The following is a 26,189-nucleotide window of genomic DNA, read 5'->3' as shown; positions in this document are numbered from 1 at the left end:
GACGCCGCGACGAGCGCTATACCTCCGAGTCATATTTGTACCTCTGAGGTATAGCGCTCGATCCGGAGTTGGCCGGCGCGCGGCCGGCCGGTGGGCGGGCCAGCGGGTGGGCGGGCCGGCGGCGGTCACCAGAGCGGGCGGACCGCGCCGACCGGAACGCCACCGCCGAAGAGCGGCCCCTCGGCATACTCCGCCAGCACCGGGGCGTCCACGCCGAGCCGACGCAGCGCGGAGACCAGCACCGGCATCCTGGCCCGGTCGGCCCCATCGTCGATCTTCAACGCGACGGCGCCGACGCCCGGCAACCCCACCGCGATCACGCCCTCGGCGCCGACCTTGGCCAGCAGGCCCGGTACGCCGCGCATCAGCCGGGTGTCGTCGGCCCGGGTGCCGCCGACGATCTCCGGGTGGGCGCGCATGGCATCGGCCACCGCGCGCGGCGCCGAGCCGGGCTCGGCGTCGACGAGCCGGAGGTACGCCCCGGCCAGGCCGGTCAGGGACACCGCGAGCACCGGAGCCCCGCAGCCGTCCACGCCCACCGCCGCCGCCTCCTCGCCGGTGAACTCCTCGATGGCCGCCCGCAGTCGCTGCTGCAACGGGTGCTCCGGCCGCCAGTAGCCGTCCAGCGGCCACCCGGCCGCCTGGCAGGTCAGCAGCATGCCGCTGTGCTTGCCGGAGCAGTTCATCTGCACCCGGGTCGGGCCGCCTCCGGCGCGCAGCACGGCCTCGCGGGCCGCCGCGCCCACCGGCAGGTCGGGCGGGCAGTGCAGGGCCGAGGCGTCCAGCCCGGCCCGGTGCAGCAACGCGCCGACCCGAGCCAGGTGGAACTCCTCACCGGCGTGGCTGGCCGACACCAGCGCCAGGTCGGCCGGGTCGGTCAGCGGCAGGCCGGCGCGGAGCATCCCGATCGCCTGCATCGGCTTGCTGGCCGAGCGGGGGAAGATCGGTGCGGTCACGTCCCCGGCGGCGGCCACCGGCACGCCGGCGGCGTCCAGCACCACCACCGAGCCTCGGTGCATGCCCTCGACGAACCCGGAACGGACCACCTCGGCGAGCGGCGCGCCGCCCTCGTACGTCTTTCCCACGTGCTGGACGGTACCGACGGTCCGAGGGTGCCCGTCGGCGGGGTGACCTGGTCGTCCACCGCCCGGGTGACAGGGGCGCTGGACAGGCCCGGCCTTACAGCCCCAGCAGCTCGCGGGCCTCGGTGGTGGTCAGCGGGGGGCGCTGCGCGAGCTGGGCGAAGCCGACCGCGCGGGCGACCAGCTGCATGTTGGACTCCACCGGGCGGCCCTTGGCGTACGTCACGGTGTCCTCCATCCCGACCCGCAGGTGTCCACCGGTCGACAGCGAGGCCAGCAGCACCGGGATGGTGCTGCGGCCGATGCCGGTGGCCGAGAAGGTGGTGCCCTCGGGCAGGTCCCGCAGCATCCGGTGCGCCGCGACCAGCGTCTCGGTGGTGCCCGGCATGCCGCCCGGCACACCCATCACGAAGTCGACGTGCACGTGCCCACCGGCCGGCGGTCCGTACTTGCCGAGCAGCCGCTGCAACGCGGACAGGTGGCCGAGGTCGAAGATCTCGTACTCCGGCACGATCCCGCGTTCCTGCATCCGGGTGTGCAGGTCGACGATGAACTCCCACCGGTTGAGGAAGACGTCGTCGCCGAAGTTGACCGTGCCCATGGTGCACGAGGCCATGTCCGGCCCGGCGTCGAGCACGGCGAGCCGGGAGGCCTCCGGATCGGTCACCGCGCCGCCGGAGGAGAGCTGCACGATCAGGTCGGTGCTCTCCCGCAGCGCGGCCACCGTCTCCCGCAGGCGCACCGGGTCGAGGGTCGGCCGGGCGGCGTCGTCACGGATGTGGACGTGGATCACGGCGGCGCCGAGCGCCTCGCACTCCTTGGCGGTACGCACCAGCTCGTCGAGGGTCACCGGCAGCGCCGGCACCTCCGCCTTGGCCGACTCAGCGCCGGTCGGGGCCACCGTGATCAACGTCCCTGTCGTCATGGCGGCGATCCTAGACCGCCCGGTCAGGCCGGGTCGATCGCCGCCGCGGTCTCGCCGATCAGCAGCGTGGCGTCCTCCGGGACGTTCCGCTTCAGCACCGCGAGCGCGATCTGGCCCAGCTCGTGGTGCAGCACGGCGGTGCCGACGAAGCCCACGGCCCGGCCGTCGAGGGTCACCGGCGTGCCGGCGGTCGGCGGCTGGTCGGTGGTCACCCCGTCCAGGTGCAGCAGCACCAGGCGGCGCGGCGGCCGGCCCATGTTGTGCACCCGGGCCACCGTCTCCTGCCCCCGGTAGCAGCCCTTGTCCAGGTGCACCGCCGGGCCGATCAGGTCAACCTCCGCCGGAATGGTCCGGTGGTCGGTGTCCACCCCGACCCGGGGCCGACGGGCGGCCACCCGGATCGCCTCGTACGCCCAGAGCCCCGCGACCGGCACGCCCGCGCCGCGCAACTCCGCCACCACCTGGTCCATCGCCGACCGGGGAACCAGCAGATCCACCCCGAGCGGGCCGCGCCGGGCCCAGCCACCGACCGGCAGCGGTCGTACGTCGTAGCGCACGCTCGCCCGGGGCGGCACGGCGCCGGCGGCGAACTTCGGACCGGGCACCGCGACCAGGTCCGGTGCGGCCAGCCCGGTCACGCCGAGCGTGCCCAGCGCGTCCGTTGCCGCCGGCCCGACCAGCGACAGCAGGGCACGCTCAGCGGTGGCGTCCCGGGGCTCGACCTTGCTGAAGAACCGCATCTTCTCCAGGTACGCGAGCAGGCCGGCGGTCGCGCCCGGCTCGGTGTCCAGCCAGGTGGTCTCGCCGTCCTCGGCGACCAGGGCGTGCTGCTCGACGTGCCCGTGCGGGGAGAGCACCAGCAACTCGGTGCCCTCGCCGGCGGCGAGCGACGCGAGGTGCTGCGAGGTGATCGTGTGCAGCCAACCGGCCCGCTCCTCACCGGGCACCGCGATGATCCCGCGGTGCGACCGGTCGACCAGCCCGACCTCGGTGTCCAGGATGCGCTGTTCGCGCAGCGGGTCGCCGTAGTGCGCGGCCACCCCCCGCACGCCGACCGCGGCGTGCGCCGGCTCCGGCTGGTCGCGGCTGGCCTCGTCGATGCTCTCGACGGCCACCGCTCCCGCGATGTCGATCATTTCTGGTCCCCGTTCTCGCAGCGTTCGCAGACGCCGAAGAGCGACACGTGCCCGATGTCCACCCGGAACCCCCGTTGCGCGGCCAACTGGTCGGCGAGCGGGCGGAGCAGCTCCGGATCGATCTCGTCGATCGCGCCGCACTCCCGGCAGACCAGGTGGACGTGTTGGTGCTCACCAGCCGCGTGGTAGGTCGGCGAGCCGTGCGAGAGATGGGTGTGGGTCACCAGGCCGAGCCGTTCCAGCAGCTCCAGCGTGCGATAGATGGTGGTGATGTTGACGCCGGCGGCGACCTCCCGGACGGCGGTGTGCACCTGCTCCGGGCTGGCGTGGCCCAGATCGAGCACCGCCTGGAGGACGAGCTGCCGCTGGGCCGTCAGCCGCAGCCCACGGGCCCGGAGCATTTCCGCGAGGGAGGATTCGGACACCGTCCGATCATAGTTCGGCAACCATGCCGACCTTCGCACGCCGACGGACCGCCGCTAGGCTCGACGGTCATGGTGCTGTCGTCCGTCGGGAAGGTCGGGGTCGATACGACCGCGCGGATCGCCGTACTCGGTCGCGGCCGGGTGCCGGCCGGTGGGCCCGTGCTCCGGGGCGACGACCTCGGCGTGCTCCGGGGCGACGGCCTCTTCGAGACAATGCATCTGCGCCAGGGTCGGCCGTGGCTGCGCGACGAGCACCTGGCCCGGCTGGCCGCGGCGGCGGCCGCCTTCGAGCTGCCCCTGCCACCCGCCGCCGCGCTGATCGAGCTGCTCGACACGGTGCGAGCGGGGTGGCCGGCGCAGGTGGAGGGGGCTCTGCGGCTGGTCTGCACCCGGGGCCCCGAGGCCGGCGGCCCGCCGACCGTCTACGCCACCCTGGCCGAGGTGCCGGCGTCGTCCCGCGCGGCCCGCCGGGACGGGATCAGTGTGGCGACCCTGCCGCTGGGGGTGCCCGCCGACGCGCGCACCGGGCTGGACTGGCTGCCGGCCGGGATCAAGTCCACCTCGTACGCGGTCAACAGCGCCGCCCGCCGCTGGGCCCACCGGGCCGGGGTCGACGACGTGCTCTGGATCTCGTCGGACGGGTACGCGCTGGAGGGCCCGACCGCGAACGTGGTGTGGCTCACCGGCGGGACGCTCTGCACCGTGCCGGCCGCCACCACCGGCATCCTGCCCGGTACGACCGCCGCCTGGCTGCTCGGCCACGCCGGCGAGCTGGGCCTGACCGCCGCCGAACGGATGATCACCCCGGCCGAGCTGCACGCGGCGGACGCCATCTGGTTCAGCTCGTCCGTGCGCGGGCTCGCCGAGGTCCACACCCTGGACGGGGTGCGCCGCGACCGGTCCCCGCGCACCCCCGCCCTGCACGCCCTGCTGGGTTTCCCCGTTGCCTGAGGGTCAGCCGCCGACCCGGACGAGCCGGGCGGAGAGGTGGGCGCTGAGCGGGTGCCCCATCGCCGCCATCTCCTGGGCGTAGAGCAGCGCGCCCTCGACGATGCCGAAGAGCCGGTGCCCGCCGGTGACCTCCTTGGCGGTCGCCGTCCGGACCACCGCGTCGGTGGCGAACTCGACCTGGGTGCCGGTGCGCTTGCCGAGGTGCAGCTCCATCACCCCGGACGGGGTGGTCAGGAGGGCCTCCAGCTCGTCGGTGGCGCGGCCGTCCACCAGCACCGGCCGCCACCAGCCGACCTCGCGTCCGGCCGGACGGACCGGCTGGCTCCGCTCGTCGAGGATCCAGGCCCGCGACTCGTAGTGCAGGAACGGCCGGCCGTCGTGGCTGATCCGGATCTCCTGCGCGTAGTCGAAGTCCTCGATGGTGGGGAAACCACCCTTGCCCCGGCCGCGCCACAGCCCGATGTAGGGCAGCAGGCCGTCCAGTGCCGGGTGCAGCTTCGGCCCGACCCGCAGGTCGTGGCTCTCCTCGAACGGGTACTCCTCGACCGGCGGCGCGTTCAGCCACGGGGGCTGCAGCGGGTTCTCGTCGCTCACCAGCGTCCTCTCGAAATGCGTACGGCGAGGTAGACCAGGCCACCGGCGAGGCCGCCCAGGCCGGCGACCAGCAGGCTGACGAACCCGATCTCGGTAACCATCCCGGCCATCCTATGCTGGGCCTCATGGCCCGCACTCTCGTCGTCAAGGCCACCGCGGGGGCGGACGCCCCGGAGCGGTGCGCACAGGCGTTCACGGTCGCCGCGACCGCGGTCGCTGCCGGGGTGGACGTGTCGCTCTGGCTGACCGGCGAGTCGACCTGGTTCGCGCTGCCCGGCCGCGCCCAGGAGTTCGAGCTGCCACACTCGGCGCCGCTGGCCGAGCTGCTGCACGTCATCCTGACCAGTGGCAGGGTGACCGCCTGTACCCAGTGCGCGGCCCGTCGGGAGATCGGACCGGACGACGTGCTGCCCGGCGTCCGGATCGCCGGCGCCGCGGTCTTCGTGGAGGAGGCCCTGGCCGAGGGAGCGCAGGCGCTGGTCTACTGACCGGCGGGCGACTCGGGGCGGAGTACGGATACCGACCCGACAACTCGGACAGCTGCCTACGATTCGGTTGTGACCGAGGTGACGGAGAGGTTCTTCGCATCACTGCCGGCGCGCGCCCCCGAGGTCCTCGGTGGCCTGGCAGACGGGACCCTTCAGATCGAGCTCACCACCGGCGACCTGACCGAGCACTGGCTGGTCCGGATGCGGCCGGGATTTGTCCAGGTCGGCCGGCACCGGGGGCCGGCCGACGCCATCTGGTACAGCAGCGCCGTCCTGTTCGACCGGCTGGTGACGGGCGAGGCCCAGGGGGTCGCGGCGGTACTGCGCAACGAGAGCACGTTCAGCGGAAACGTGGTGCTCTTCCTGGCCTTTCGCCGGTTCTTCCCGGACCCGCCGGGCACTCGCGACCCGCGCGAGGTGGCCCGGGAGCAGGCCGGGCGGCGGGCGTGAAGGATCTGGTCAGCATCCTGGACGGCAACACCTTCCTGGTCAGCGACCGGACGGGAGACATCGAGCCGTCCTACGACTTCCCGACCGGGCTGTTCTCCTTCGACACGCGTTTCCTGTCCAACTGGGTGCTGACCCTGGACGGCGAGCGGCTGCACGCCCTCTCGATGGACGACGCCGAGTCGTACCGGACCCGGTTCTTCCTGGCCCCTGGTGAACCGACGCACTACCTGGACGCAAAGGCGTCGGTGATTCGCAACCGGGCGATCGTGGGCAGCTTCCAGGAGCAGCTGACTGTCCTCAACCATGCTGGCGAGGAGGTCGAGTTCACCGTCCGGATCGAGATGGCGGCCGACTTCGCCGACCTGTTCGAGATCAAGAACGCCCGGCAGAAGCGGGGGCGGACGACCGTCTCGACTGCCGACAACGAGCTGCGGCTGACCTACCGACGGGAGGCGTTCCACCGCGAGACGGTGATCAATTCGAGTGCACCGGCATCGGTCGACGCCTCCGGGATGACCTTCCAGATCCGGGTGCCGCCGAACAGCGAATGGACCACCACCCTGCACGTGTCCACCATCGTCTACGGGGCTCGGGGGGAGGACATCCGGGCCACCCTGCCGTACGGCGGCAGCCGTAGCGCGGACGCCATCCGCGCCGAGCAGCAGGAGCTGATCGACCGCGCGCCGAAGCTCGGCTGCGACTGCGAGCCGTTGGCCGGGGCGTACCGGCGCAGCCTCAACGACCTGGCCGCGCTGCGCTACGAGTCGATCGCCCTGGGCGTGCGGCTGCTCGCCGCCGGGCTGCCCTGGTTCATGACTCTGTTCGGCCGGGACAGCATCATCACCTCGTTGCAGGTGCTGCCGTTCCTGCCGGAGCTGATCCCGCCGACCATCGTGATGCTGGCCGGTTTGCAGGGGCACCGGGTGGACGACTTCCGCGACGAGGAGCCGGGCAAGATCCTGCACGAGCTGCGGTACGGGGAGACCGCCGGTTTCGAGGAGCAGCCACACTCGCCGTACTACGGGTCGGCCGACTCGACGCCGCTGTTCATCATCCTGCTCGACGAGTACGAGCGCTGGACCGGCGACACCCAACTGGTCCGGCGGTTGGAACCGCACGTGCGAGCGGCGCTGCGGTGGATCGACACCTACGGCGATCTGCTCGGCACCGGCTACCTCTGGTATCAGACCCGCAACCCGGAGACCGGCCTGCAGAACCAGTGCTGGAAGGATTCCTGGGACGGCATCTCGTACGCCGACGGTCGGATGCCCGGCTTCCCCCGAGCCACCTGCGAGATGCAGGGCTACGCGTACGACGCGAAGATCCGGGCCGCCCGGTTGGCCCGGACGTTCTGGGGAGACCCGGCCTACGCCGACCGGCTGGAGCGGGAGGCGGCCGCCCTCAAGCAGCGGTTCAACCACGACTTCTGGATCGCCGACCGCGAGTACTACGCGCTCGCCCTGGACGCCGACGGCCGGCAGGTCGACGCGCTGTCGTCGAACATCGGGCACCTGCTCTGGAGCGGCATCGTCGACGAGTCCCGGGCCGGCAAGGTGGTCGAGCACCTGCTCGGGCCGCGACTGTTCTCCGGCTGGGGGGTGCGGACCCTCGCCGAGGACCAGAGCCGGTACAACCCGATCGGCTACCACGTGGGCACCGTCTGGCCGTTCGACAACTCGATCATCGCCTGGGGCCTGTGGCGGTACGGCTTCCGCGAAGAGGCCGGGCAGATCTGCGACGCGATGCTGGCCGCCTCCCGCTACTTCGGCGGACGGCTGCCGGAGGCGTTCGCCGGCTACGCCCGTAATCTCACCGACTATCCGGTGGAGTATCCGACCGCGTGCAGCCCGCAGGCCTGGTCGACCGGCACCCCGTTGCTGCTGCTGCGCGTGATGCTGGGGCTGGAGCCGCAGGGCGAACATCTGATCATCGATCCGGCCGTACCAGCGGGAATGGGCCGGATCGAGTTGCTGGACATTCCCGGCCGGTGGGGCCGAGTCGACGCGCTGGGCCGCAGTCGCGACCCGGAGGAGCCGCTGGGCCGGTGACCCGGGCAAACGCCGAGCTCAGTCGGGGCAGCCCACGGTGGCGGCCAGCCGGGCGGCGTCCGGGGTGAGGTCGGCCAGCACCGTGACCGGGCCGGCGCGGTACGCGTACACCGGGGGGTCGTCCAGCAGCGGGGCATCGCCGGCCAACGAGGTGAGCCCGCCCGCGGAGCCGGCCGCGCCGGGGCCGGGGGTGGACCGCGCGGTACGGGCCAGCACGCCGCCCGGGCAGGGCGCGGTGACCACCTCCGGCGCGGCATCGGCGGGCCGACCGAGCGCTCGAAGCGCGGCCGTCAGGGCGGCGGCCTCCGGCCCGGCGTCGGTGACCGGCGGCGGGGCGTAGCCGGAGCCGACCGGCCGGCAGCCGGTGTCGACGGTCAGGCGGATCCGACCGTCCCCGGTCGGCCGGCCCTCGACGGCGACGAACTCCCCGGCGTCGGCGCGCAGCTCCGGGCCCTCCAGCCCGGGCCCGACCCCGGCCTGCCAGCTCGTGGGGAGTCGATCGGCGATCCCGGACAGCACGTCCCGCTCGGTGCCGACGGCCGCGAGCACACCGACCTCACGCCGCAGCCGGGCGCCGTCGGCGAACGGGGTGACGCGGCAGCTCGACTCGACCCGCGCCGGCCCCAGCTCCAGCAGCCCGGCCGCGCCGGACGCCCGGGCCAGTTCCCCGACCGCCCGGTCGACCACCGGACCGGCCTGGTCGAGGGAGCGCTGCTCGCGCACGGTCGGTGGGTCGTCGCGGACCGACGTCCAGACGAGCACGGTCAGCAGTACGGCCCAGATCGCGGTCGCGACCAGCAGCCAGCGCCGCCGCCGGGCAGGTGCCGGGGCGGCGGGACCGGTCGACGGGGTCCACCCCGTCCGGACAGCTCCGCTCACGCGGCCATGGTGTCACGGGCGGCCCGGCGGCGATCGGCGGCGTCGGGCGCACCCACGGTCAGGCGGTCCGCGGTGGCGGATCGATGCGGTAGCCGACCCCTCGTACGGTGTGTACCCGCGGCCCACCCGGCAGGCTGCGCAACTTGTGCCGGAGACGCTTGACGGCGGAGTGCAGGATCGCGGTGTCGCCCAGGTACGCGCCGTTCCAGACGGCGGCGAAGAGCTGTTCGTAGCTCCACACCACCAGCGGCGGCCCGATCAGCCGGGCGAGCAACTCCCGCTCGGTGCGGGTGAGCGGGAGCGGATCGCCGCGCCAGGTGACGAGGTGCCCGGCACGGTCGACGACCAGCTCACCCCAGCTGATCAGCCCGTGCCGGGCCGGGGGTGGGTCGACCGGCGCGACGGCCAGAGCCGTGTCCTCCGGTGGCGACGGGAACAACATCGCGCGCAGCTCGTCCAGGTCGGCGCAGCTCACCACCGGGCCGACCCCGTCGAGCTGGCGCACCACCCGCTGCCGCATCGCGACATCGGCACTCACGCAGACGACGATCGGGACCTCTTCACCGGACACGCAGCCTCCACCCGCACCAACCGTATTGAGCGTGACTTCCACCGAAGATAGTGACGTATACCGATGGGTTGTGGGGGGCGGACCCACAGTCAGGAATACGCCACGTCACTGACCAGGCACCGACCGACGTTATGCATTGAGCACCGTCAGCGTGGTGCGTCGTCCCGGACAGATCGGGACCCGTGACGTGGGGAGGAAAAGTGTTCCGACCATCATCCATCAGGTCCGCTCTCCGGCGGACCGCCGTGGCCTGCACAGCGGTCCTGCTGGGCCTGACCGCCCAGCCCGCGGTCGCCGCCCCGGCCCCGCCCGCCCCGGCCCGGGCCAGTGTGGATCAGCGGCTGCTCCGCCAGCTCGACGCGACGGGCAGCGCGAGCTTCCTGGTCTACCTGCGGGACACCGCACCGGTGGCACAGACCGCCAAGCTGCCCGACCCGGACGACCGGGCCCGGGAGGTGCACCGGCTGCTCACCACGACCGCCGAGCGCACCCAGCGCGACCTGCGCTCGCTGCTGACGACCCGCAAGGCGCCGCACACCGCCTACTGGATCGCCAACGCGGTGCGGGTGACCGGCAAGCGCAAGCTGGTCGAGGAGATCGCCAAGCGCCCCGAGGTGGCCCGGATCGAACCCGTCCGCAGCTACCCGCTGGTGCGCCCGACCCCGGCCGCCGGCGGTCGCGCCGGCGCCAACGGCGCCGAGTGGGGCCTTGCCAACATCAACGCGCCGCAGGTGTGGAGCGAGTTCGGCGACCGCGGCGAGGGCGTGGTGGTCGCCAGCATCGACAGCGGAGTCCAGTACGACCACCCGGCGCTGGTCGGGGCGTACCGGGGCAACCTCGGCGGCGGCACGTTCGACCACGACTACAACTGGTACGACCCGGCCGAGGTCTGCCCGAGCGCGGCACCCTGCGACAACAACGACCACGGCACCCACACCACGGGGACGATGGTCGGCGACGACGGCGCCGGCAACCAGATCGGCGTCGCCCCGGGCGCCCGATGGATCGCCGCGAAGGGCTGCGAGAGCACCTCCTGCTCCGACGCGTCCCTGCTCGCCGCCGGCCAGTGGGTCCTGGCCCCGACCGACCTGGCCGGGCAGAACCCCCGCCCCGACCTGCGCCCCGACGTGGTGAACAACTCCTGGGGCGGCGCCGGCGGTGACCCGTGGTACCAGCAGACCGTCGCGGCCTGGCGGGCGGCCGGCATGTTCCCGGTCTTCTCCGCGGGCAACGACGGGCCCGCCTGCGGCAGCGCCGGTTCCCCCGGCGACAACCCCGGCGCGTACGCGGTCGGCTCGTACGACGTCGACAACGCCATTTCCGACTTCTCCGGTCGCGGCGACGCCACCGACCCGAACGCCTACAAGCCGAACGTCGCCGCCCCGGGCAGCAACGTGCGATCGAGCGTCCCGGGCAACGGGTACGCCGCCTTCGACGGCACCTCGATGGCCGCGCCGCACGTCTCCGGCACGGTCGCGCTCGTCTGGTCCGCGGCACCGAGCCTAAAGGGCGACATCGCCGCCACCGAAGAGCTGCTGGACCGGACCGCCCGCGACGTCGACGTCACCACCTGCGGGGGCACCGCCGCCGACAACAACGTCTTCGGCGCGGGGCGGCTGGACGCGTACGCGGCGGTGCGGACCGCCCCGCGCGGCCCGGTCGGTCGGCTGGTGGGCGTCGTGAGCGCAGCGGCCGACGGCGACCCGATCGCCGGCGCGACCGTCGGCGACGGCACCCGCAGCGTCACCATCGGCCCGGACGGTCGGTACGCGCTCACCGTGCCGGCCGGCGAGGCCACGGTCACCGTCAGCGCGTACGGCTACGCCGGGCAATCGACCACCGTCACCGTCGCCGAGGGCGGCGCGGTCACCCGGGACTTCGCCCTCGTGGCGAACCCGACGGTCACGGTCAGCGGCCGGGTCACCGACGGCTCGGGACACGGTTGGCCGCTCTACGCCCGGATCGAGGTCGCCGGCCGGCCCGGCGGCCCGGTCTTCACCGATCCGGCCACCGGGCGGTACTCGTTCACCGTCCCGGGCAACACCGGGCACCGGCTCACCGTGGCCGTCCGCTACCCCGGCTACCGGGAGGTCACCCGGGACGTGGTGGTGGGAGACGGGCCGGTGACGGCCGACTTCGCGGTGCCGGTCGAGCCGGCCTGCACCGCGCCCGGGTACACCGGCAGCTTCGGTACGCCGCTGCTGAGCGAGAGCTTCGACGGCACCGACGCCCCGTCCGGCTGGACGGTGCGCAACCGCACCGGGGACGGTGGCTGGACCTTCAACGACCTCGGCGAACGGGGCAACCTCACCGGGGGCACCGGCGCATTCGCGGTCGTCGACAGCGATCGGCTCGGCTCCGGCAGGACCCAGGACACCGACCTGGTGACTCCGACGCTCGACCTGAGCGCCGCCCCGGCGCCGGTGCTGCGCTTCCGCAGCGACTGGCGCGCGGTCGGCATCAGTGACACCGCCGACGTGGACGTCTCCACCGACCGCGGCAGCACCTGGACCACCGTCTGGCACCAGACCAGCAGCCGACGGGGGCCGCGGGTCGAGGAGGTGCCGCTGGGCCCGGCGGCCGGCGCGTCCGGCGTCCAGGTCCGGTTCCGCTTCCACGGCACCTTCGCCTGGTGGTGGGAGGTGGACGACGTGCAGGTGGTCAACCGCGACTGCGCAGCCTCGCCCGGCGGGTTGGTCCTCGGTGCGACCACCGACCGCAACACCGGCACGCCCCTCAACGGGGTCACGGTGGAGAGCGCCGACCGGTCGGAGGACCGTGGGATGTCGGCGGCGACGCCGGAGGACCCGAACCTGCCGGACGGCTTCTTCTGGCTCTACTCGGGGCTGACCGGGGCGCGCCCGTTCACCGCCAGCCGACCCCCGTACCGGGCGGTGACGAAGACCGTGACCGTGGTGGCCGACGACGCCCGCCGGGTGGACCTCTCGTTGGCCGCCGGACGGCTCGCCGTCACTCCGGCCGGCGTCGAGTCGTACCAGCCGTACGGCAGCACCCGGACCACGAAGGTGACGGTGCGCAACACCGGCACGGCGGCCGCCACCGTCGACCTGGTGGAACGCGACGGGCGGTTCCAGCCGCTGTCCAGGGCCGGCGCTCCGCTGCGGGAGCAGAAAATGAAGGGAATCAGCAAGGCCCGGACCGGCGGCGCGTACGGCGGGGCGGACCCGGAGGCCGCGCCACGGGCGGAGGACGCCTGGGCCGGAATCGCCGACCTGCCGGCGGCGATCTACGACAACGCGGCGGCCAACCTGGACGGCATGGTCTACTCCGTCGGCGGTGGTGGCGGCACCGGCCTGGAGCGCAAGGCCTGGCGGTACGACCCGGCCGTGGACGCCTGGTCCGCGCTGCCCGACCTGCCGACCGCCCGGTCCAAGCCGATGGCGGCCGCGGTGGGCGGCAAGCTGTACGTGCTCGGCGGCTGGGACCCCGATGAGGACACGGTCGCCTCGGTGGACGTGTTCGACCCGACCGCCGGCAGTTGGCGCACCGTGCCGGGGGCGACCAACCCGTTCCCGGCGGCAGCGGCCGGTCAGGCGGTGGCCGGCGGGAAGGTGTACCTGGTCGGCGGTTGCCTCGACGGCGCCTGCACCGACTCGGACCGGCTGGTCGTCTTCGACCCGGCGACCGGCGCGTTCCGCACCGGCGCGTCCTACCCGCACCGGGTCTCCTGGCTCTCCTGCGGCGGCATCGGCAGCGCGGTGTATTGCGCCGGCGGCACGGGCAGCACCGAGTACACCGACGCCTACCGGTACGACCCGGCGGCGGACGCCTGGAGCCCGCTGCCGAACCTGCCCGTGGACCTGTGGGGTTCCCAGTACGCGGCGGCCGGTGGCCTGCTGGTGCTGGCCGGCGGCGTGACCGCGGCGTCGACCGCGGTGACCAACCGGACCATCGCGTACGACCCGGCGGCCGGCAACTGGCGGGACCTGCCCAACGCCGGGTTCGGTCGGTACCGGGGCGCCGGCGCCTGCGGCGCGTACCGGATCGGCGGCTCGCCGTCCTCGTTCGTGGGGTCGGCGGACAGCGAGCGACTGCCCGGCCTGGAACTCTGCGCCGGGGAGGCCGACCTGCCCTGGCTGTCCACCGCCCCGAGCAGCTTCACCCTGGCCCCGGGCGCGTCCCGGGCGGTCACCGTCAAGCTGCGCGCCACCGCGGCGGTCGACGTGGCCCAGCCGGGCGCCTACGCCGGCGAGTTGGGCGTCGCGTCGAACACGCCGTACCCCGTGCCGGCGCTGTCGGTGACGATGAACGTGTCACCGCCGCCCAGCTGGGGCAGGGTCCAGGGCACCGTGACCGGGGTGACCTGCGGCGGCCTGACCGTCGGGATCCCGGCGACGGTGCGGGTCAACCTGGTCGGCAGCACCACCGGCCACACCCTGACCGCCAACAACCAGGGCGGGTACGCGTGGTGGCTGCCGAAGGGCCGCTACGAGGTGATCGTGGCCAGGGACGGCTGGGTGCCGGAGGCGCGGCGCACCCGGATCAGGGCGGGCATCGTCGACACGCTCGACTTCGAACTCGACCCGGTCTCGTCCTGCACGAGAGCCACCGGCATCTGATCCGGAAACGGCCGGGGCCGGTCACCCGCGAGGGTGACCGGCCCCGGGCCGATCAGAGGGTGGGTTGTCAGGCGACGGTGACGCTGACCTCGTTGATGCCCCGGCCGGCGGTGACGGCGGTGTCGCCGTTGCCGTGCCGGGAGAGCGCCCGCAGCGTCCAGGCACCCGGCGCGGCGAAGAACCGGAACTGGCCGGCCGCCGAGGTGACCACCTCGGCCGTGAACTCACCGGTCGAGTCGAGCAGCCGGACGTACGCGCCCGGCACGGCCTCGTCGGCCGTCGAGCGGACGACGCCCGTGATCACGGTTTCCTTCTCCAGGTCCAGGCTGGCCGGCAGCGGCGCGGCCTGGTCCGGTGCAGCGCAACCCGCAGCGGTGGGAGCGGTCATGGGAATCAGGCCTCCCCGGGCTCGTCGCCGAGCGCGACCGGCACGCCGACCAGCGAGCCGTACTCGGTCCAGGAACCGTCGTAGTTCTTGACGTTGCGGTGGCCGAGGAGCTCCTGGAGCACGAACCAGGTGTGCGAGGAGCGCTCACCGATCCGGCAGTAGGCGATGGTCTCCTTGCCGTCGTCGAGGCCGGCGTCGCCGTAGATCTTGCGGAGCTCGTCGTCGGACCGGAAGGTGCCGTCCTCGTTGGCCGCCTTGGACCAGGGGACGCTGATCGCGGTGGGGATGTGACCGGCCCGCTGCGCCTGCTCCTGTGGCAGGTGGGCGGGGGCGAGCAGGCGACCGGCGAACTCGTCGGGGCTGCGCACGTCGACCAGGTTCTTGGTGCCGATCGCGTCGACGACCTCGTCGCGGAAGGCCCGGATGGAGGTGTCCGGCTCCTGCGCGACGTACTGCGTCGCCGGGCGGGTCACCGTCTCGGTGACCAGCGGACGGGCGTCCAGCTCCCACTTCTTGCGACCGCCGTCGAGCAGCTTCACGTCGCGGTGGCCGTAGAGCTTGAAGTACCAGTAGGCGTACGCGGCGAACCAGTTGTTGTTGCCGCCGTACAGGATGACGGTGTCGTCGTTGCTGATGCCCCGCTCGGAGAGCAGCGCCTCGAACTGGGTCTTGTTGACGAAGTCCCGACGGACCTGGTCCTGGAGGTCGGTCTTCCAGTCGATCTTGATCGCACCGGCGATGTGGCCGGTGTCGTAGGCCGAGGTGTCCTCGTCAACCTCGACGAAGACGACGCCCGGGGCGTCGAGGTTCTTCTCGGCCCACTCGGCCGAAACGAGTGCGGTGTCGCGACTCATCGAATCACTCCCTGGTGAGGATGGATGGTGAGCCAACGCGCGAGATCGATGGATTCAACTGTCGCACCACGCGCGGGACCCAGCGGAAGGACGGGATCACGGGTTCGTGCGACGGCGCCGCTGCCGGGCTTTCGGTGGGATCACCGGAGGGTACGAGAACCCTGCGTGCCGGTGGCCGCCGTCAGGCGGCCGGAAACAGCCCCGCCGTCAGATGACGGGGCGACACAGGCAGGTGGCCACGCGGCACAGGTCGACCGCGCGCCGTTTGGTGAGGTGGGTCCCCATGGCCAGGGAGCCTACCAGCCAGTGACCGGGCTGCCACCAGGCCGACCAGCATCCGGGAATCACCTGAGGGCCGGCGGCACAGCGCCGGCGGGCCGCTCAACCGGCGGAGTTGATGGGCACGTTCTTCGCGTCGGCGGTGACCGCCAGCCCCTCGGGCAGCGGCCGGACCTCCCGGACCGCCAGCTGGAACGGCAGGTCGGGCAGGGGCACGTCGACGGAGATGCCCTTGGCGTAGTTGTTCAGCAGAGTGCGGGCCAGCGGCAGGTTGGGCAGGCCCGCCGCGTCCAGATCGTTGAACCGCAGGGCGACGGCGCCGCTCTCGGCGACGGTGACGTCGGCGGTGCCGCTGACGGTGAGCTTCTGGCCGAGGATGTCGACCGGAGCGGTGACGGCGAGCTTGCCGCCCTGCTCGCCGAGGGTGAGCCCGGGTCGGTCCAGCAACGCGGCGAGACTGTCGTAGCTGATCGTGCCGGTGCCGTTGACGGTGTCCGCCACGACGTCGCCCCGCCCGGTGCGCAGAGTGTCCAGCGACGCCCGCACGTTACGGGCGTCCACGTCCAGCACCGGCAGCCGCACGGCGTCGCCCTCCACCGAGGCCTGCACGTCCCGCAGCTTGATGGAGATCCGCTGGTAGCGGCCGTCGAGCACCTGCGTGAGGAACGGAGTCCCGCCGACCTGAACGTCGGGCTCGGCGGACTGCGCGCCCTGCTTGGTGACCTCCTGGCTCACCCGGTCGGCGATCGCCCGCTCGGCCACCCCGACCGCCACCCGATCGGCGATCACCAGCAGCACCGCCACCACCACGAGCAGGACGACCAGGCCGACGAGCAGCTTGCGGCCGCGCCGTCGGGGACGGGCCTCGTCCGCCGGATACTCCTGGGCCACGCCGCCTCCTGTCCCCGCCCGCCGCGGTGCGACGGGCCGTCCTTACCGGTGCCGCCGGGCGGCGCACCCGTAGGTACCCGACCCGCTCCGGGCTCAACCGTGACTCAGAGGAAGAGCATGCACATGGCGTACGCGGCCGGAGCGGCCAGGGCGAAGCCGCCGAGCGGACCCTGCATGTGCCGGGCGACCCACATGGTGGGTGGTTCGCCGGCCATCAGTCGGCCCGCCTCGGCGTACCCGACGGCGAGGTCGGAGAGCACGGCGGTGACCGCCGCGACCAGGCCGATCACCGCGGCCCGCGTGGGCGTGAAGGGCGCCACCAGGTAGCTGCCGAGAACCGCGCTGACCAGCGTGCCGATCATCGCGCCGACGACCACGCCGGCGGCGCCCCGGGGAACCTGCGGTGCCAGCCGGGGCCACGGCAGCACCGCGTCGGTGAGCCGGGCGACGGTCAGCGCCACTCCGCTCGCGGTGAGGCAGACCGTGATCGCCTGGGTGCCGGCCGGGATCCGGCTGAGCACGATCAGGGTGCCGAAGGCCACCACCCCGACCACGATGAGCAGAGTGGCGCCGAGCGAGTCGGTGACCCGGACCCGGTCGACCCGGCGGACCAGCTGGCCGAGCACCGCGGCGAGGAACCCGCCGACGGCCAGGTAGCCCAGCGGCGCCAGGCCGGCGATGTCGGTCTGCACCGCGGCGATGTCGACGACCGCGGCGACCGCGGCGCTGATGCCGGCGACCAGCAGCAGCGCGGGTGGGCGCATGGCCATCGTCCAGGCGAGCACGAACAGCAGCTGGACGCCGAAGATGATGAAGGCGAACGGCAGCCGGTGACCCGGGCCCGAGGTCTGGGCGCCGAGCACCAGGCCGACACCGAGCAGCGCCGCGAAGCCGGCGATCGTCAGCGCGAGCGGGCGGCGCACCTCGACCGGGGGTACGACCTCCTCCTCCGGCTCGTCGACGTCGTCCTCGGAGCGGCGGGCCGGCTCCCCGGCTCGGCGGGCACGGCGAGGCCCACCCCGTTCACGGCGTTCGCCGTCGGTGACGGGTGGGCCCGTGCGCGGCGCGGGCGGGTGGCCACGGGTCGGCGCGGCCGGGCCCGGGCGGGGCCCGTCGGGCCACGATTCGCGGCCGGCGTCGGGCGAGGTGGAGGAAAACACGCCCCGATCGTGCCAGACCGACCGCCCGACGCGGTGGTCACGGGTTTCAGCAGCGTTAAAACCTGCGCCACGATCAGGGGCAAGGTGGACAAACGGGAAACGATCCGAGGGCCCGACCGAGGCGATCAGTTACGCTCAACCCGTTACCCGCCCGTCAGCGACGCCGGGACCACGCAAATTTCTCAGCGCACTTTCCGCAAGTGTGTCTGGTCGCGTGCGGCCCCGCGCCGCCGGGACGGAGGTGATCGTGGAGATCCTGCTGCTGGTGACCGCACGCGCAGGGGAACCGTCCGCTGTGCTGCCGGCGCTCGACCTGCTGCCGCACTCGGTCCGCACCGCGCCGCGCGACGTCCGCACCCTGGTCGCCGGCCCCAGCCCGGACGCGGTGATGGTGGACGCCCGGTCCGAGTTGAGCGAGGCCCGCGCGACCTGTCGAATGCTGCACGCCACCGGGCTCGGCGTGCCGCTGGTCGCGGTGGTGACCGAGGCCGGCCTGATCGCGTTGAACGCCGACTGGGGCGTCGACGACGTCATCCTCGCGTCGGCCGGCCCCGCCGAGGTGGAGGCGCGGCTGCGGCTCGCGGTGGGCCGGCTGAGCAACGCGACCGCCGGCGCCGGCGGCTCGATCCGGGCGGGAGAGCTGACCATCGACCCGGACACCTACGCCGCGAAGCTGAAGGGACGGCCGCTCGATCTCACCTACAAGGAGTTCGAGCTGCTGAAGTTCCTGGCGCAGCACCCGGGCCGGGTGTTCACCCGCGACCAGCTGCTGCGCGAGGTCTGGGGGTACGACTACTTCGGCGGCACCCGGACGGTGGACGTGCACGTCCGGCGGCTGCGCGCCAAGCTCGGCTCCGAGTACGAGTCGATGATCGGCACCGTCCGCCAGGTGGGTTACAAGTTCGTCGTTCCGCCGTCGCGGTCGCTGCCCGAGGCGGAGCACGCGCCGCTGCCCGTCTGACCCCAGGTCACTCGGGGGCGATTTCCCGTATGCCCTTTTTGCGCAGCTCGTCAGCTCTATTCTGACTGCCGGGTTTGTCGGAGAAAGGGGCGACGGTGCGCGCAGTGACCACGGGGGCGACGGGCCGGCGTGACCGGCCAGCCGGGCGGAAGCCGTGACGCGGGTCAACTCGACCGTCCGGGCAGCGGGCATCGTGACGTTGGTGGTGGCAGCCCTGCTCGGCACGGCGTACCTGCTGGGCCGCAGCCTCGTCCCCGACCAGCCCCAGCGGCAGGCCACCGGGGTCACCGCGGACGAGCCGCACTACGCCGACCAACCCACCGGCGACGAGCCGAGCGGGGCCCCGACCGCGGATCACAGCGGCGGCCCCACCGAGTCCGGCCAGGACGGGTCGGGGCGGGACGCCCAGGGTGACCAGCTGTTCGGCGCGCACTCCACCACCGGCACCGAGCGGCTCGCGCTGACCTTCGACGACGGGCCGGACCCGCGCTACACCCCGCAGGTCCTCGCCACGCTGCGCGAGTTCGACGTCAAGGCCACGTTCTGCGTGGTGGGCGAGAACGCCCAGTACCACCCCGATCTGATCCAGGAGATCGTGGCCGACGGGCACACGCTGTGCAACCACTCCTGGCACCACGACGTCACGCTGGGCAACCGGTCGGCCGACATGATCCGTGCCGACATGCTGCGGACCAACGAGGCGATCCGGGCAGCGGTGCCCGACGCGCCGATCGTCTGGTACCGCCAGCCCGGCGGCGCCTGGACCTACCCCGTGGTGTCGGTGGCGCGGCAGCTCGGCATGACTCCGCTGCACTGGTCGGTGGACCCGTCGGACTGGGAGGCACCCGGCGCCGGCAAGATCGCCGCCACGGTCGTCACCCAGGCCGAACCCGGCTCGGTGGTCCTGCTGCACGACGCTGGTGGAGACCGGCAGGGCACGGTGGACGCACTGCGCCGGATCCTGCCCGACCTGACCCAGCGGTTCCAGCTGGAGGCGCTCCCCGACGATCCGACGTGAGCCGGCCCGCGCCGCGGCCGGGGATCTCGGCGAACCGCCGTTTCCGGCGGCTACGGTGACGGGATGAGCAGCGCCGAGCCGACCAGCGATCAGGTGACCCGAACCGACCGACCGACTCCGGCGGAGATCGCCGATGTGCTGGCTCTGGCCCGTTCCGCGGGCGACACCGACGGCGCGGACCCGCTCGACGAACACGTCCTGCTCCGACTGCGCGACCCGGACGCCCCGGCCGTGCACCTGATCGCCCGCGGCGACGACGGCGTTCTCACCGGGTACGCACACCTCGACACCACCGACCCGGTGGGCGGGATCGGGGTGGAGTTGGTGGTGCACCCCGCGTACCGGCGGCGGGGCACCGGGCGGGCGCTGGTCCGGGGCGTGCTCGCCTCCGCCACCGGGCCGCTGCGGGCCTGGGCGCACGGTGACCACCCATCGGCCGCCGCACTCGCGGTCGACCTCGGGTTCACCCGTGCCCGGGTGCTCTGGCAACTGCGCCGACCACTGGCCGCCCCGCTGACGGACCCGCGACTGCCCGAAGGAGTGGTGCTGCGCGAGTTCCGGCCGGGGGCCGACGACGCCGCCTGGCTGGCCCTCAACGCCCAGGCCTTCGCCGAGCACCCCGAGCAGGGTCGGTGGACCTCGGAGGACCTGCGAGTCCGCCTCGCGGAGCCGTGGTTCGACCCGGCCGGCTTCCTGCTCGCCGAGGAGACCGCCACCGGCCGGCTGCTCGGCTTCCATTGGACCAAGGTGCACGAGCGCCCGGGGTCGGCCCGGATCGGCGAGGTGTACGTGCTCGGCGTGGAGCCGACCGCGCACGGCGGTGGGCTCGGCAGGGCGCTGACCAGCGCCGGGCTGGCGTACCTGCGGGACCGGCGCGGGCTGGACCGGGTGATGCTCTATGTGGACGAGTCGAACACCGGGGCGGTGGCGCTCTACGAGCGGCTCGGCTTCGCCCGCTGGTCCGCGCACATCAACTACCACCTCGGCTGACCGGCGTTCCGCCGCCGAGGGCGGGTCACCGGCGGGTAACGGCCGCGCGTCGGCGAGATAACACCGTACCGGAAATATGATCATACTTCCGACAGGTGTACCCCGGTTCACTTAACGGACAACTCACCCTCAGCGAGCGGTCATCTGGAGGGCCGTACGTGTTCACTTCGCGTTCACTTGCGACCGGCGAACCGGCTACCTGGCACTTCTAACTTTCGTGTCAGCCGGTCAGTGCCGGTTCTCGGGCCCCGGCATCGGGGCGCCAAGTCAGACGCGAAGGGAAACCCCTCAGGTGAAGCTCCAGCGGTACGGCACTATTGCCTGCCTCGCTCTCGCCGCGACGCTCGGCCTCAGTGCATGCGGCTCGGACAACAACGAGCCCGCCTCCGGCGCCAGCGCTTCGGGCTCGACCGCCGCGGTCGACTGCGCAACCGGAACGCTGAACGCCCAGGGCTCGTCGGCGCAGAAGAACGCCATGGCCGAGTGGATCAAGGCGTACCAGCAGAAGTGCACCGGCACCACGATCAACTACGAGCCGACCGGCTCGGGCGCCGGCATCCAGGCGTTCATCGCCGGGACCGCCGACTTCGCCGGCTCCGACTCCGCGCTCAAGCCGGAGGAGCAGCCGCAGGCCGACGCCAAGTGCGTCGGCGGCAAGGCCATCCACCTGCCGATGGTGATCGGCCCGGTAGCCATCGCCTACAACGTCAGCGGCGTGGACAACCTCCAGCTCAAGCCGGCCACCCTGGCGAAGGTCTTCGCCGGCAAGGTCACCAAGTGGGATGACGCGGCGATCAAGGCCGACAACCCGGGCGCCACCCTCCCGGCGACCACCATCCAGACCGTCCACCGTTCGGACGAGTCGGGCACCACCGACAACTTCACCAACTTCCTGTCCAAGACCGCCGAGACCGACTGGACCCTCGGCAAGGCCAAGGCGTGGAAGGCCCCGGGCGGCACCGGTGCCAAGGGCTCGGACGGCGTGGCCAGCTCGGTCAAGGGCGCGGACGGCTCCATCGGCTACATGGAGTGGTCGTTCGCCGAGAACGCCGGCCTGAAGATGGCCAAGATCGGCAACGGCAACGGCGAGTTCGCCGCGCTGACCGCCGAGGCGGCTGGCAAGACCATCGCCGGCGCCAAGGTCGAGGGCCAGGGCGACGACCTGAAGCTGTCGATCGACTACAACACCAAGGAGGCCGGGGCCTACCCGATCGTCCTGGCGACGTACGAGATCGTCTGCAGCAAGGGCCTCGCGGCCGACAAGCTCAAGCTGGTCAAGGGTCTGCTGGGCTACGCCGCCAGCGCCGAGGGCCAGACCTCGCTGACCGACCTGGGCTACGCCCCGCTGCCGGAGACGGTCCGCACCAAGGTCGAGACCGCGGTCAAGAACCTCTCCTGACCCGAACCCACCACCTCCGCAACCGAATCGAGCGAGCAGATGGGTGAAACCCCTCACCGCTCGGCCGACGCCGGCACCGGCGGGACGCGCGTGACCCAGAGTCACGAGTGGCCCGCCGGTGCCTCGGCGCGTGTGGCCGAGGCACCAGTCAGCACCCGTTCCCCGGGCGGCGTCGGGCTGGGCGGCGGCGGCGCGCTGCCGCGCAGCCGGAAATTCGGCGCCGAGCGGGCCTTCCACGGCCTCACCCTGGCCGCCGGCACCGCCGTTCTGGTCATCATCGCCGCCATCGCGATCTTCCTGATCGCCAAGGCGGTGCCGGCCCTGCGCGCCAACACCGAGAACTTCTGGTCCTACGAGGGCTGGTCCCCCAACGAGACGGAGCCGAAGTTCGGCATCGGCACGCTCGCCTTCGGCACCGTGCTCAGTGCGGCGCTGGCGCTGCTCATGGCAGTGCCGGTGGCGCTGGGCATCGCGCTCTACCTCTCGCACTACGCGCCCCGCCGGCTGGGCACCGCGCTCGGCTTCCTGGTCGACCTGCTCGCCGCCGTACCGAGCGTGGTCTTCGGTCTCTGGGGCCGGGACATCTTCGTCAACCCGGTCCGGGACTTCTCGGTCTGGCTGAACGAGTACTTCGGCTGGATCCCGATCTTCGGCGGCGACGGGCCGTTCGGTAAGTCGATCATGCTCGGCGCCCTGGTGCTCGCGATCATGGTGTTGCCGATCATCACGTCGCTCTCCCGCGAGGTGTTCCTCCAGACGCCGACCGCGAACGAGGAAGCCGCTCTCGCCCTGGGCGCCACCCGCTGGGAGATGCTCCGCACCGCGGTGCTGCCCTACGGCCGTCCCGGCATCATCGCCGCGGTGATGCTCGGCCTCGGCCGTGCGCTCGGCGAGACCATCGCCCTGGCCATGACCCTCGGCATCACCTTCGGCATCTCGTTCAACCTGATCCAGAACGGCGGCAACACCATCGCCGCCAACATCGCCAACGCGTTCGGCGAGGCGAACGAGACCGGCCGGGGCGCGCTGATCGCCTCCGGCCTGGTGCTGTTCACCATCACGCTGATCGTCAACATCACGGCGCGGGCGATCATCTACCGCCGCCGGGAGTTCACGGAGTCGGCCGCATGACCACAACCGTCACCTCCCACCGCACCCGTCCGCCGGCCGAGCCCGCCACGCTGCGGGCCAGGCGGCTGCCCTGGTACGCCGCACCGGCCCTCGCCGTGGCGGCCCTGGCGCTCTCCGCCGTGATCGTCTACGGCACCGACATCGGCGGCCCGGTCCTCGTGGTCGCCCTCGGCGCGGTGCTCTACCTGACCGGGCTCTTCGCCGCGGCCAACGCGGTCGAAGGGCGCCGCTCGGCGCGCAACCGCACCTGGAGCGCGCTGATCCACTCCGCGTTCGTGCTGGCGGTCCTGCCGCTCGTGTCGGTGGTGTGGACACTGGTCAGCAAGGGCGCCGAGCGGCTGGACGTCAACTTCTTCCAGACCTCGATGAACAACATCGGGGCCCGGGACGCCAACGGCGGCGCGTACCACGCGATCCTCGGCACGCTGGAGCAGGTCGGCATCGCCACCCTGATCACCGTGCCGCTCGGCATCCTCTGCGCGATCTACATCGTCGAGTACGGCCGGGGCAAGTTCGCCTTCGCGATCCGGTTCTTCGTGGACGTGATGACCGGTATCCCGTCGATCGTCTCCGGCCTCTTCGTGCTGGCGTTCTGGGTGCTGGTCGTGTCGCCGTGGTTCAACGACGGTCGGCCGAGCTTCTCCGGCTTCGCCGCCGCGCTCGCGCTGAGCGTGCTGATGCTGCCGACCATCGTCCGGTCCACCGAGGAGATGCTCCGCCTCGTACCGCCGCCACTGCGCGAGGGCGCCTACGCACTCGGCGTACCCAAGTGGAAGACCATCCTGCGGGTGGTGCTGCCGACCGCGCTCCCCGGCATCGTCACCGGCGTGATGCTCGCCATCGCCCGCGCGGCCGGCGAGACCGCGCCGGTGCTGCTGGTGGCCGGCGGCGGTGCCGCCATCAACGTCAACCCCTTCGAGAACAACCAGTCGTCGCTGTCCCTCTTCGTCTACCAGCAGGCCGGTGACGCGTCGAAGTACGCGCCGGCACGGGCGTGGACGGCGGCACTCACCCTGGTCGCCCTCGTGCTCATCCTGACGATCGCGGCGAAGCTGCTGGCCCGTCGTAACCGGCTCAGCCGATGAACCCCGGAGGTACCACCACCATGGCCAAGCGTGTCGAAGCCTCGAACGTCACCGCCTACTACGGCGGCTTCAAGGCGATCGAGAACATCAACCTGACCGTCGAGCCGAAGACGGTCACCGCCCTGATCGGCCCGTCCGGCTGCGGCAAGTCCACGTTCCTGCGGTCGATCAACCGAATGCACGAGGTGCTGCCGGGTGCCCGGGTCGAGGGCAACCTGACCATCGACGACCAGGACATCTACGACCGGGACGTGGACGTCACCGCGGTCCGGCGCATGATCGGCATGGTCTTCCAGCGGCCGAACCCGTTCCCCACCATGAGCATCTTCGAGAACGTGGTCGCCGGGCTGAAGCTCAACGGCGTGCGGCGCAAGTCGATCCTGGAGGAGGCGGCCGAGAAGGCGCTGCGCTCGGCGAACCTGTGGGACGAGGTCAAGGACCGGCTGGGCAAGCCCGGCGCGGGCCTCTCCGGCGGTCAGCAGCAGCGGCTCTGCATCGCCCGGACCATCGCCGTCGAGCCGCAGGTCGTGCTGATGGACGAGCCCTGCTCGGCCCTGGACCCGATCTCCACCCTGGCGATCGAGGACCTGATGTTCCAGCTCAAGGACAAGTTCACGATCATCATCGTGACGCACAACATGCAGCAGGCCGCTCGGGTGTCGGACCGGACCGCCTTCTTCTCGATCGAGAAGACCGGCGACCCGGGCCGGCTGATCGAGTACGACAACACGCAGAAGATCTTCAGCAACCCGAGCGTGAAGAAGACCGAGGACTACATCACCGGCCGCTTCGGCTGAGCCGCTGGTTCCCGGTCCGTCACCGGCGTCCCGCCATCACGGCGTGGACGCCGGTCCCCTGTTCGGCGTCCCGCGCGCCGCGCGCCTCGCCCGCCGCCAGCGCGGTCAGCCGAGCACGGCAGGCAGCGCGGTCAGCCGAGCACGGCCGCCAGCGCGGTCAGCCGAGCACGAAGCGCGGCTCACCGTCGGGCGGCAGGTCCAGGCGCGGGGTGACGGGGGTGGCCGCGTCCCGGTCGGCCGACGCCCGCGCCACCCCGGCCAGGTCGCCGGCCGCCGCCACCTGGGCCAGCGTGACGAGGGTCGGCGGCAGCATGGTCAGCTCGCCCGCCTCGGCCCGGGCCAGCGCGTCCGCGGGGCGGATCCAGAGGGTGTGGTCGGCCTCGCCGGAGACGTCCCGGGTCCGCTGCCCCGCCGGCAGCAGGGCGACGAAGAAGTACGTGTCGAAGCGGCGCGGCTCGAACTCCGGGGTGATCCACCGGCTCCACGGCAGCAGCAGGTCCGACCGTAGCGTCAGCCCCCGCCCGGCGAGCAGGGCCGCGAAGCCCAGCCGACGCCCCTCCAGATCCTGCCGGGCCGTCTCCCAGTCGTCGCCGCTCACGTCGCCCACCACGGTCCCCTGATCGGGGCCGGCGAGCAGCACCCCGGCCTCCTCGAAGACCTCCCGGGCGGCGGCGCAGACCACCGCCTGGGCGGCGTCCGGGGCCACCCCGAGCCGCTCCGACCACTCAGTCGGCGCCGGGCCGGCCCAGTCCAGGTGTGCGGCGGAGTCGGAACGGTCCACGCCACCGCCGGGGAAGGCGTACATCCCGCCGAAGGTCATCGCGGCGACCCGGCGGATGACGTACACCTCGAAGTCGACGTCGGTCGGACGCAGCAGCAGCACGGTGGCCGCGACCCGGGGCACCGCCGGGGTGCCGCCCTCGGCCCGGAACCGGCGCGCGTGCTCGACCAGGGCGGCCGGGGCGGCGAAGCCGTCACTGTCGATCGTCATGTCGCGAGCCTAGTTCCCCGACCGTTCGGCCCCGCCCGGCCGGTGTGCCGGTCGGCTCCGCTCGCACCGCCCTTTGCTCTGCTTCATCCCACGCAACAGAAACGGCTGCCAACTGG

General features: G+C 72.7%; 26 protein-coding genes. 12 read left to right on the top strand and 14 right to left on the bottom strand.

Annotation, left to right across the window (positions count from 1 at the left end; translation table 11 throughout):
- Window positions 1-125: 125 nt before the first annotated feature.
- The 4 genes from EAD98_RS08770 to EAD98_RS08755 form a co-directional block, all read right to left on the bottom strand.
- The gene (locus EAD98_RS08770; protein ID WP_121653553.1) at window positions 126-1,085 is read right to left on the bottom strand and encodes an asparaginase; all 960 of its coding nucleotides are present in this window, start codon (window positions 1,083-1,085) and stop codon (window positions 126-128) included.
- 94 nt (window positions 1,086-1,179) lie between these two features.
- The gene (locus EAD98_RS08765) at window positions 1,180-2,007 is read right to left on the bottom strand and encodes a 3-keto-5-aminohexanoate cleavage protein (protein WP_121653552.1); all 828 of its coding nucleotides are present in this window, start codon (window positions 2,005-2,007) and stop codon (window positions 1,180-1,182) included.
- Window positions 2,008-2,030: 23 nt separating this feature from the next.
- Window positions 2,031-3,143 carry a folate-binding protein YgfZ gene (locus EAD98_RS08760; protein ID WP_121653551.1) on the bottom strand — a complete coding sequence of 371 codons (1,113 nt, stop codon included), beginning with the start codon at window positions 3,141-3,143 and terminating at the stop codon, window positions 2,031-2,033.
- The gene (locus EAD98_RS08755; protein WP_121653550.1) at window positions 3,140-3,568 is read right to left on the bottom strand and encodes a Fur family transcriptional regulator; all 429 of its coding nucleotides are present in this window, start codon (window positions 3,566-3,568) and stop codon (window positions 3,140-3,142) included. The genes EAD98_RS08760 and EAD98_RS08755 overlap by 4 nt, the downstream gene beginning before the upstream one ends.
- A gap of 69 nt (window positions 3,569-3,637) precedes the next feature.
- Between EAD98_RS08755 and EAD98_RS08750 the strand changes: the two genes are divergently transcribed.
- The gene (locus tag EAD98_RS08750; protein ID WP_121653549.1) at window positions 3,638-4,519 is read left to right on the top strand and encodes an aminotransferase class IV; all 882 of its coding nucleotides are present in this window, start codon (window positions 3,638-3,640) and stop codon (window positions 4,517-4,519) included.
- 3 nt (window positions 4,520-4,522) lie between these two features.
- Here the strand turns inward: EAD98_RS08750 and EAD98_RS08745 are convergent, their stop codons facing one another.
- A complete protein-coding gene (locus EAD98_RS08745; RefSeq protein ID WP_121653548.1) occupies window positions 4,523-5,113 on the bottom strand; it encodes an FABP family protein in 591 nt (196 codons plus the stop codon).
- On the bottom strand, window positions 5,110-5,214 hold the full coding sequence (gene mtfM, locus EAD98_RS31820; RefSeq protein WP_030327764.1) for a small membrane protein MtfM: 105 nt from the start codon (window positions 5,212-5,214) through the stop codon (window positions 5,110-5,112). Before mtfM ends, EAD98_RS08745 begins: the two co-directional genes overlap by 4 nt.
- 12 nt (window positions 5,215-5,226) lie before the next feature.
- Here mtfM and EAD98_RS08740 point away from each other — a divergent pair, with 12 nt between their 5' ends.
- From EAD98_RS08740 to EAD98_RS08730, 3 genes are all read left to right on the top strand, one after another.
- Complete coding sequence (locus tag EAD98_RS08740; RefSeq protein ID WP_121653547.1) at window positions 5,227-5,601, top strand: DsrE family protein; 375 nt, start codon at window positions 5,227-5,229, stop codon at window positions 5,599-5,601.
- A 69-nt stretch (window positions 5,602-5,670) separates the two neighbouring features.
- Entirely contained in the window at window positions 5,671-6,051 is a 381-nt protein-coding gene (locus EAD98_RS08735; RefSeq protein WP_121653546.1) for an SCP2 sterol-binding domain-containing protein, read from the top strand.
- On the top strand, window positions 6,048-8,099 hold the full coding sequence (locus EAD98_RS08730) for a glycogen debranching N-terminal domain-containing protein (RefSeq protein ID WP_121653545.1): 2,052 nt from the start codon (window positions 6,048-6,050) through the stop codon (window positions 8,097-8,099). The genes EAD98_RS08735 and EAD98_RS08730 overlap by 4 nt, the downstream gene beginning before the upstream one ends.
- Before the next feature lie 18 nt (window positions 8,100-8,117).
- On the opposite strand, the gene EAD98_RS08725 is transcribed toward EAD98_RS08730, so the two are convergent.
- Both EAD98_RS08725 and EAD98_RS08720 read right to left on the bottom strand, forming a co-directional pair.
- The gene (locus EAD98_RS08725; RefSeq protein ID WP_121653544.1) at window positions 8,118-8,978 is read right to left on the bottom strand and encodes a hypothetical protein; all 861 of its coding nucleotides are present in this window, start codon (window positions 8,976-8,978) and stop codon (window positions 8,118-8,120) included.
- A 58-nt stretch (window positions 8,979-9,036) separates the two neighbouring features.
- Window positions 9,037-9,549, bottom strand: a complete 513-nt coding sequence (locus EAD98_RS08720; protein ID WP_121653543.1) for a winged helix-turn-helix domain-containing protein — start codon at window positions 9,547-9,549, stop codon at window positions 9,037-9,039.
- A 200-nt stretch (window positions 9,550-9,749) separates the two neighbouring features.
- Between EAD98_RS08720 and EAD98_RS08715 the strand changes: the two genes are divergently transcribed.
- Window positions 9,750-14,129: a S8 family serine peptidase gene (locus EAD98_RS08715; protein ID WP_121653542.1), complete on the top strand. Its 4,380-nt coding sequence runs from the start codon at window positions 9,750-9,752 to the stop codon at window positions 14,127-14,129.
- Between the two features lie 67 nt (window positions 14,130-14,196).
- Here the strand turns inward: EAD98_RS08715 and EAD98_RS08710 are convergent, their stop codons facing one another.
- The 5 genes from EAD98_RS08710 to EAD98_RS08695 form a co-directional block, all read right to left on the bottom strand.
- Window positions 14,197-14,517 (bottom strand): DUF1416 domain-containing protein, encoded by a 321-nt coding sequence (locus EAD98_RS08710; protein WP_121653541.1) that lies wholly within the window; start codon window positions 14,515-14,517, stop codon window positions 14,197-14,199.
- 5 nt (window positions 14,518-14,522) lie between these two features.
- Window positions 14,523-15,371 carry a sulfurtransferase gene (locus EAD98_RS08705; RefSeq protein WP_121653540.1) on the bottom strand — a complete coding sequence of 283 codons (849 nt, stop codon included), beginning with the start codon at window positions 15,369-15,371 and terminating at the stop codon, window positions 14,523-14,525.
- 207 nt (window positions 15,372-15,578) lie between these two features.
- Window positions 15,579-15,656: an Ms5788A family Cys-rich leader peptide gene (locus EAD98_RS31865; protein ID WP_310503780.1), complete on the bottom strand. Its 78-nt coding sequence runs from the start codon at window positions 15,654-15,656 to the stop codon at window positions 15,579-15,581.
- Window positions 15,657-15,752: 96 nt separating this feature from the next.
- Window positions 15,753-16,541 (bottom strand): DUF2993 domain-containing protein, encoded by a 789-nt coding sequence (locus EAD98_RS08700; RefSeq protein ID WP_121653539.1) that lies wholly within the window; start codon window positions 16,539-16,541, stop codon window positions 15,753-15,755.
- A gap of 104 nt (window positions 16,542-16,645) precedes the next feature.
- Window positions 16,646-17,701: a hypothetical protein gene (locus tag EAD98_RS08695; RefSeq protein ID WP_121653538.1), complete on the bottom strand. Its 1,056-nt coding sequence runs from the start codon at window positions 17,699-17,701 to the stop codon at window positions 16,646-16,648.
- A gap of 241 nt (window positions 17,702-17,942) precedes the next feature.
- Here EAD98_RS08695 and EAD98_RS08690 point away from each other — a divergent pair, with 241 nt between their 5' ends.
- From EAD98_RS08690 to pstB, 7 genes are all read left to right on the top strand, one after another.
- Window positions 17,943-18,662 (top strand): response regulator transcription factor, encoded by a 720-nt coding sequence (locus EAD98_RS08690; RefSeq protein WP_181518701.1) that lies wholly within the window; start codon window positions 17,943-17,945, stop codon window positions 18,660-18,662.
- A gap of 154 nt (window positions 18,663-18,816) precedes the next feature.
- Complete coding sequence (locus tag EAD98_RS08685; protein WP_121653537.1) at window positions 18,817-19,680, top strand: polysaccharide deacetylase family protein; 864 nt, start codon at window positions 18,817-18,819, stop codon at window positions 19,678-19,680.
- A 63-nt stretch (window positions 19,681-19,743) separates the two neighbouring features.
- Entirely contained in the window at window positions 19,744-20,670 is a 927-nt protein-coding gene (gene mshD / locus EAD98_RS08680; RefSeq protein ID WP_121653536.1) for a mycothiol synthase, read from the top strand.
- Window positions 20,671-20,962: 292 nt separating this feature from the next.
- Window positions 20,963-22,069, top strand: a complete 1,107-nt coding sequence (pstS, locus tag EAD98_RS08675) for a phosphate ABC transporter substrate-binding protein PstS (RefSeq protein ID WP_121653535.1) — start codon at window positions 20,963-20,965, stop codon at window positions 22,067-22,069.
- 39 nt (window positions 22,070-22,108) lie between these two features.
- Window positions 22,109-23,200, top strand: coding sequence for a phosphate ABC transporter permease subunit PstC (gene pstC, locus EAD98_RS08670; RefSeq protein ID WP_121653534.1), 1,092 nt, complete (start codon window positions 22,109-22,111; stop codon window positions 23,198-23,200).
- A complete protein-coding gene (gene pstA, locus EAD98_RS08665; protein WP_121653533.1) occupies window positions 23,197-24,285 on the top strand; it encodes a phosphate ABC transporter permease PstA in 1,089 nt (362 codons plus the stop codon). The genes pstC and pstA overlap by 4 nt, the downstream gene beginning before the upstream one ends.
- A 20-nt stretch (window positions 24,286-24,305) precedes the next feature.
- Window positions 24,306-25,082: a phosphate ABC transporter ATP-binding protein PstB gene (gene pstB / locus EAD98_RS08660; protein ID WP_121653532.1), complete on the top strand. Its 777-nt coding sequence runs from the start codon at window positions 24,306-24,308 to the stop codon at window positions 25,080-25,082.
- A 157-nt stretch (window positions 25,083-25,239) separates the two neighbouring features.
- Here pstB and EAD98_RS08655 read toward each other — a convergent pair whose 3' ends face one another.
- A complete protein-coding gene (locus tag EAD98_RS08655; protein WP_121653531.1) occupies window positions 25,240-26,073 on the bottom strand; it encodes an NUDIX domain-containing protein in 834 nt (277 codons plus the stop codon).
- Between the last annotated feature and the right edge of the window lie 116 nt (window positions 26,074-26,189).

This window comes from Micromonospora sp. CV4, assembly GCF_003667455.1.
Classification (GTDB): Bacteria; Actinomycetota; Actinomycetes; order Mycobacteriales; family Micromonosporaceae; genus Micromonospora.
Note: the sequence above shows the minus strand (reverse complement) of the source record. Positions and strands in the feature narration are given on the sequence as shown.

What these genes read in the sequence shown, in the direction of transcription:
- EAD98_RS08705 (WP_121653540.1), bottom strand. Translation starts at nt 15,371, where the DNA reads ATGAGTCGCGACACCGCACTCGTTTCGGCCGAGTGGGCCGAGAAGAAC.
- EAD98_RS08710 (WP_121653541.1), bottom strand. Translation starts at nt 14,517, where the DNA reads ATGACCGCTCCCACCGCTGCGGGTTGCGCTGCACCGGACCAGGCCGCG.
- EAD98_RS31865 (WP_310503780.1), bottom strand. Translation starts at nt 15,656, where the DNA reads ATGGGGACCCACCTCACCAAACGGCGCGCGGTCGACCTGTGCCGCGTG.
- mshD (WP_121653536.1), top strand. Translation starts at nt 19,744, where the DNA reads ATGAGCAGCGCCGAGCCGACCAGCGATCAGGTGACCCGAACCGACCGA.
- pstA (WP_121653533.1), top strand. Translation starts at nt 23,197, where the DNA reads ATGACCACAACCGTCACCTCCCACCGCACCCGTCCGCCGGCCGAGCCC.
- pstB (WP_121653532.1), top strand. Translation starts at nt 24,306, where the DNA reads ATGGCCAAGCGTGTCGAAGCCTCGAACGTCACCGCCTACTACGGCGGC.
- EAD98_RS08765 (WP_121653552.1), bottom strand. Translation starts at nt 2,007, where the DNA reads ATGACGACAGGGACGTTGATCACGGTGGCCCCGACCGGCGCTGAGTCG.
- pstC (WP_121653534.1), top strand. Translation starts at nt 22,109, where the DNA reads ATGGGTGAAACCCCTCACCGCTCGGCCGACGCCGGCACCGGCGGGACG.
- mtfM (WP_030327764.1), bottom strand. Translation starts at nt 5,214, where the DNA reads ATGGTTACCGAGATCGGGTTCGTCAGCCTGCTGGTCGCCGGCCTGGGC.
- EAD98_RS08750 (WP_121653549.1), top strand. Translation starts at nt 3,638, where the DNA reads ATGGTGCTGTCGTCCGTCGGGAAGGTCGGGGTCGATACGACCGCGCGG.
- EAD98_RS08760 (WP_121653551.1), bottom strand. Translation starts at nt 3,143, where the DNA reads ATGATCGACATCGCGGGAGCGGTGGCCGTCGAGAGCATCGACGAGGCC.
- EAD98_RS08655 (WP_121653531.1), bottom strand. Translation starts at nt 26,073, where the DNA reads ATGACGATCGACAGTGACGGCTTCGCCGCCCCGGCCGCCCTGGTCGAG.
- EAD98_RS08740 (WP_121653547.1), top strand. Translation starts at nt 5,227, where the DNA reads ATGCTGGGCCTCATGGCCCGCACTCTCGTCGTCAAGGCCACCGCGGGG.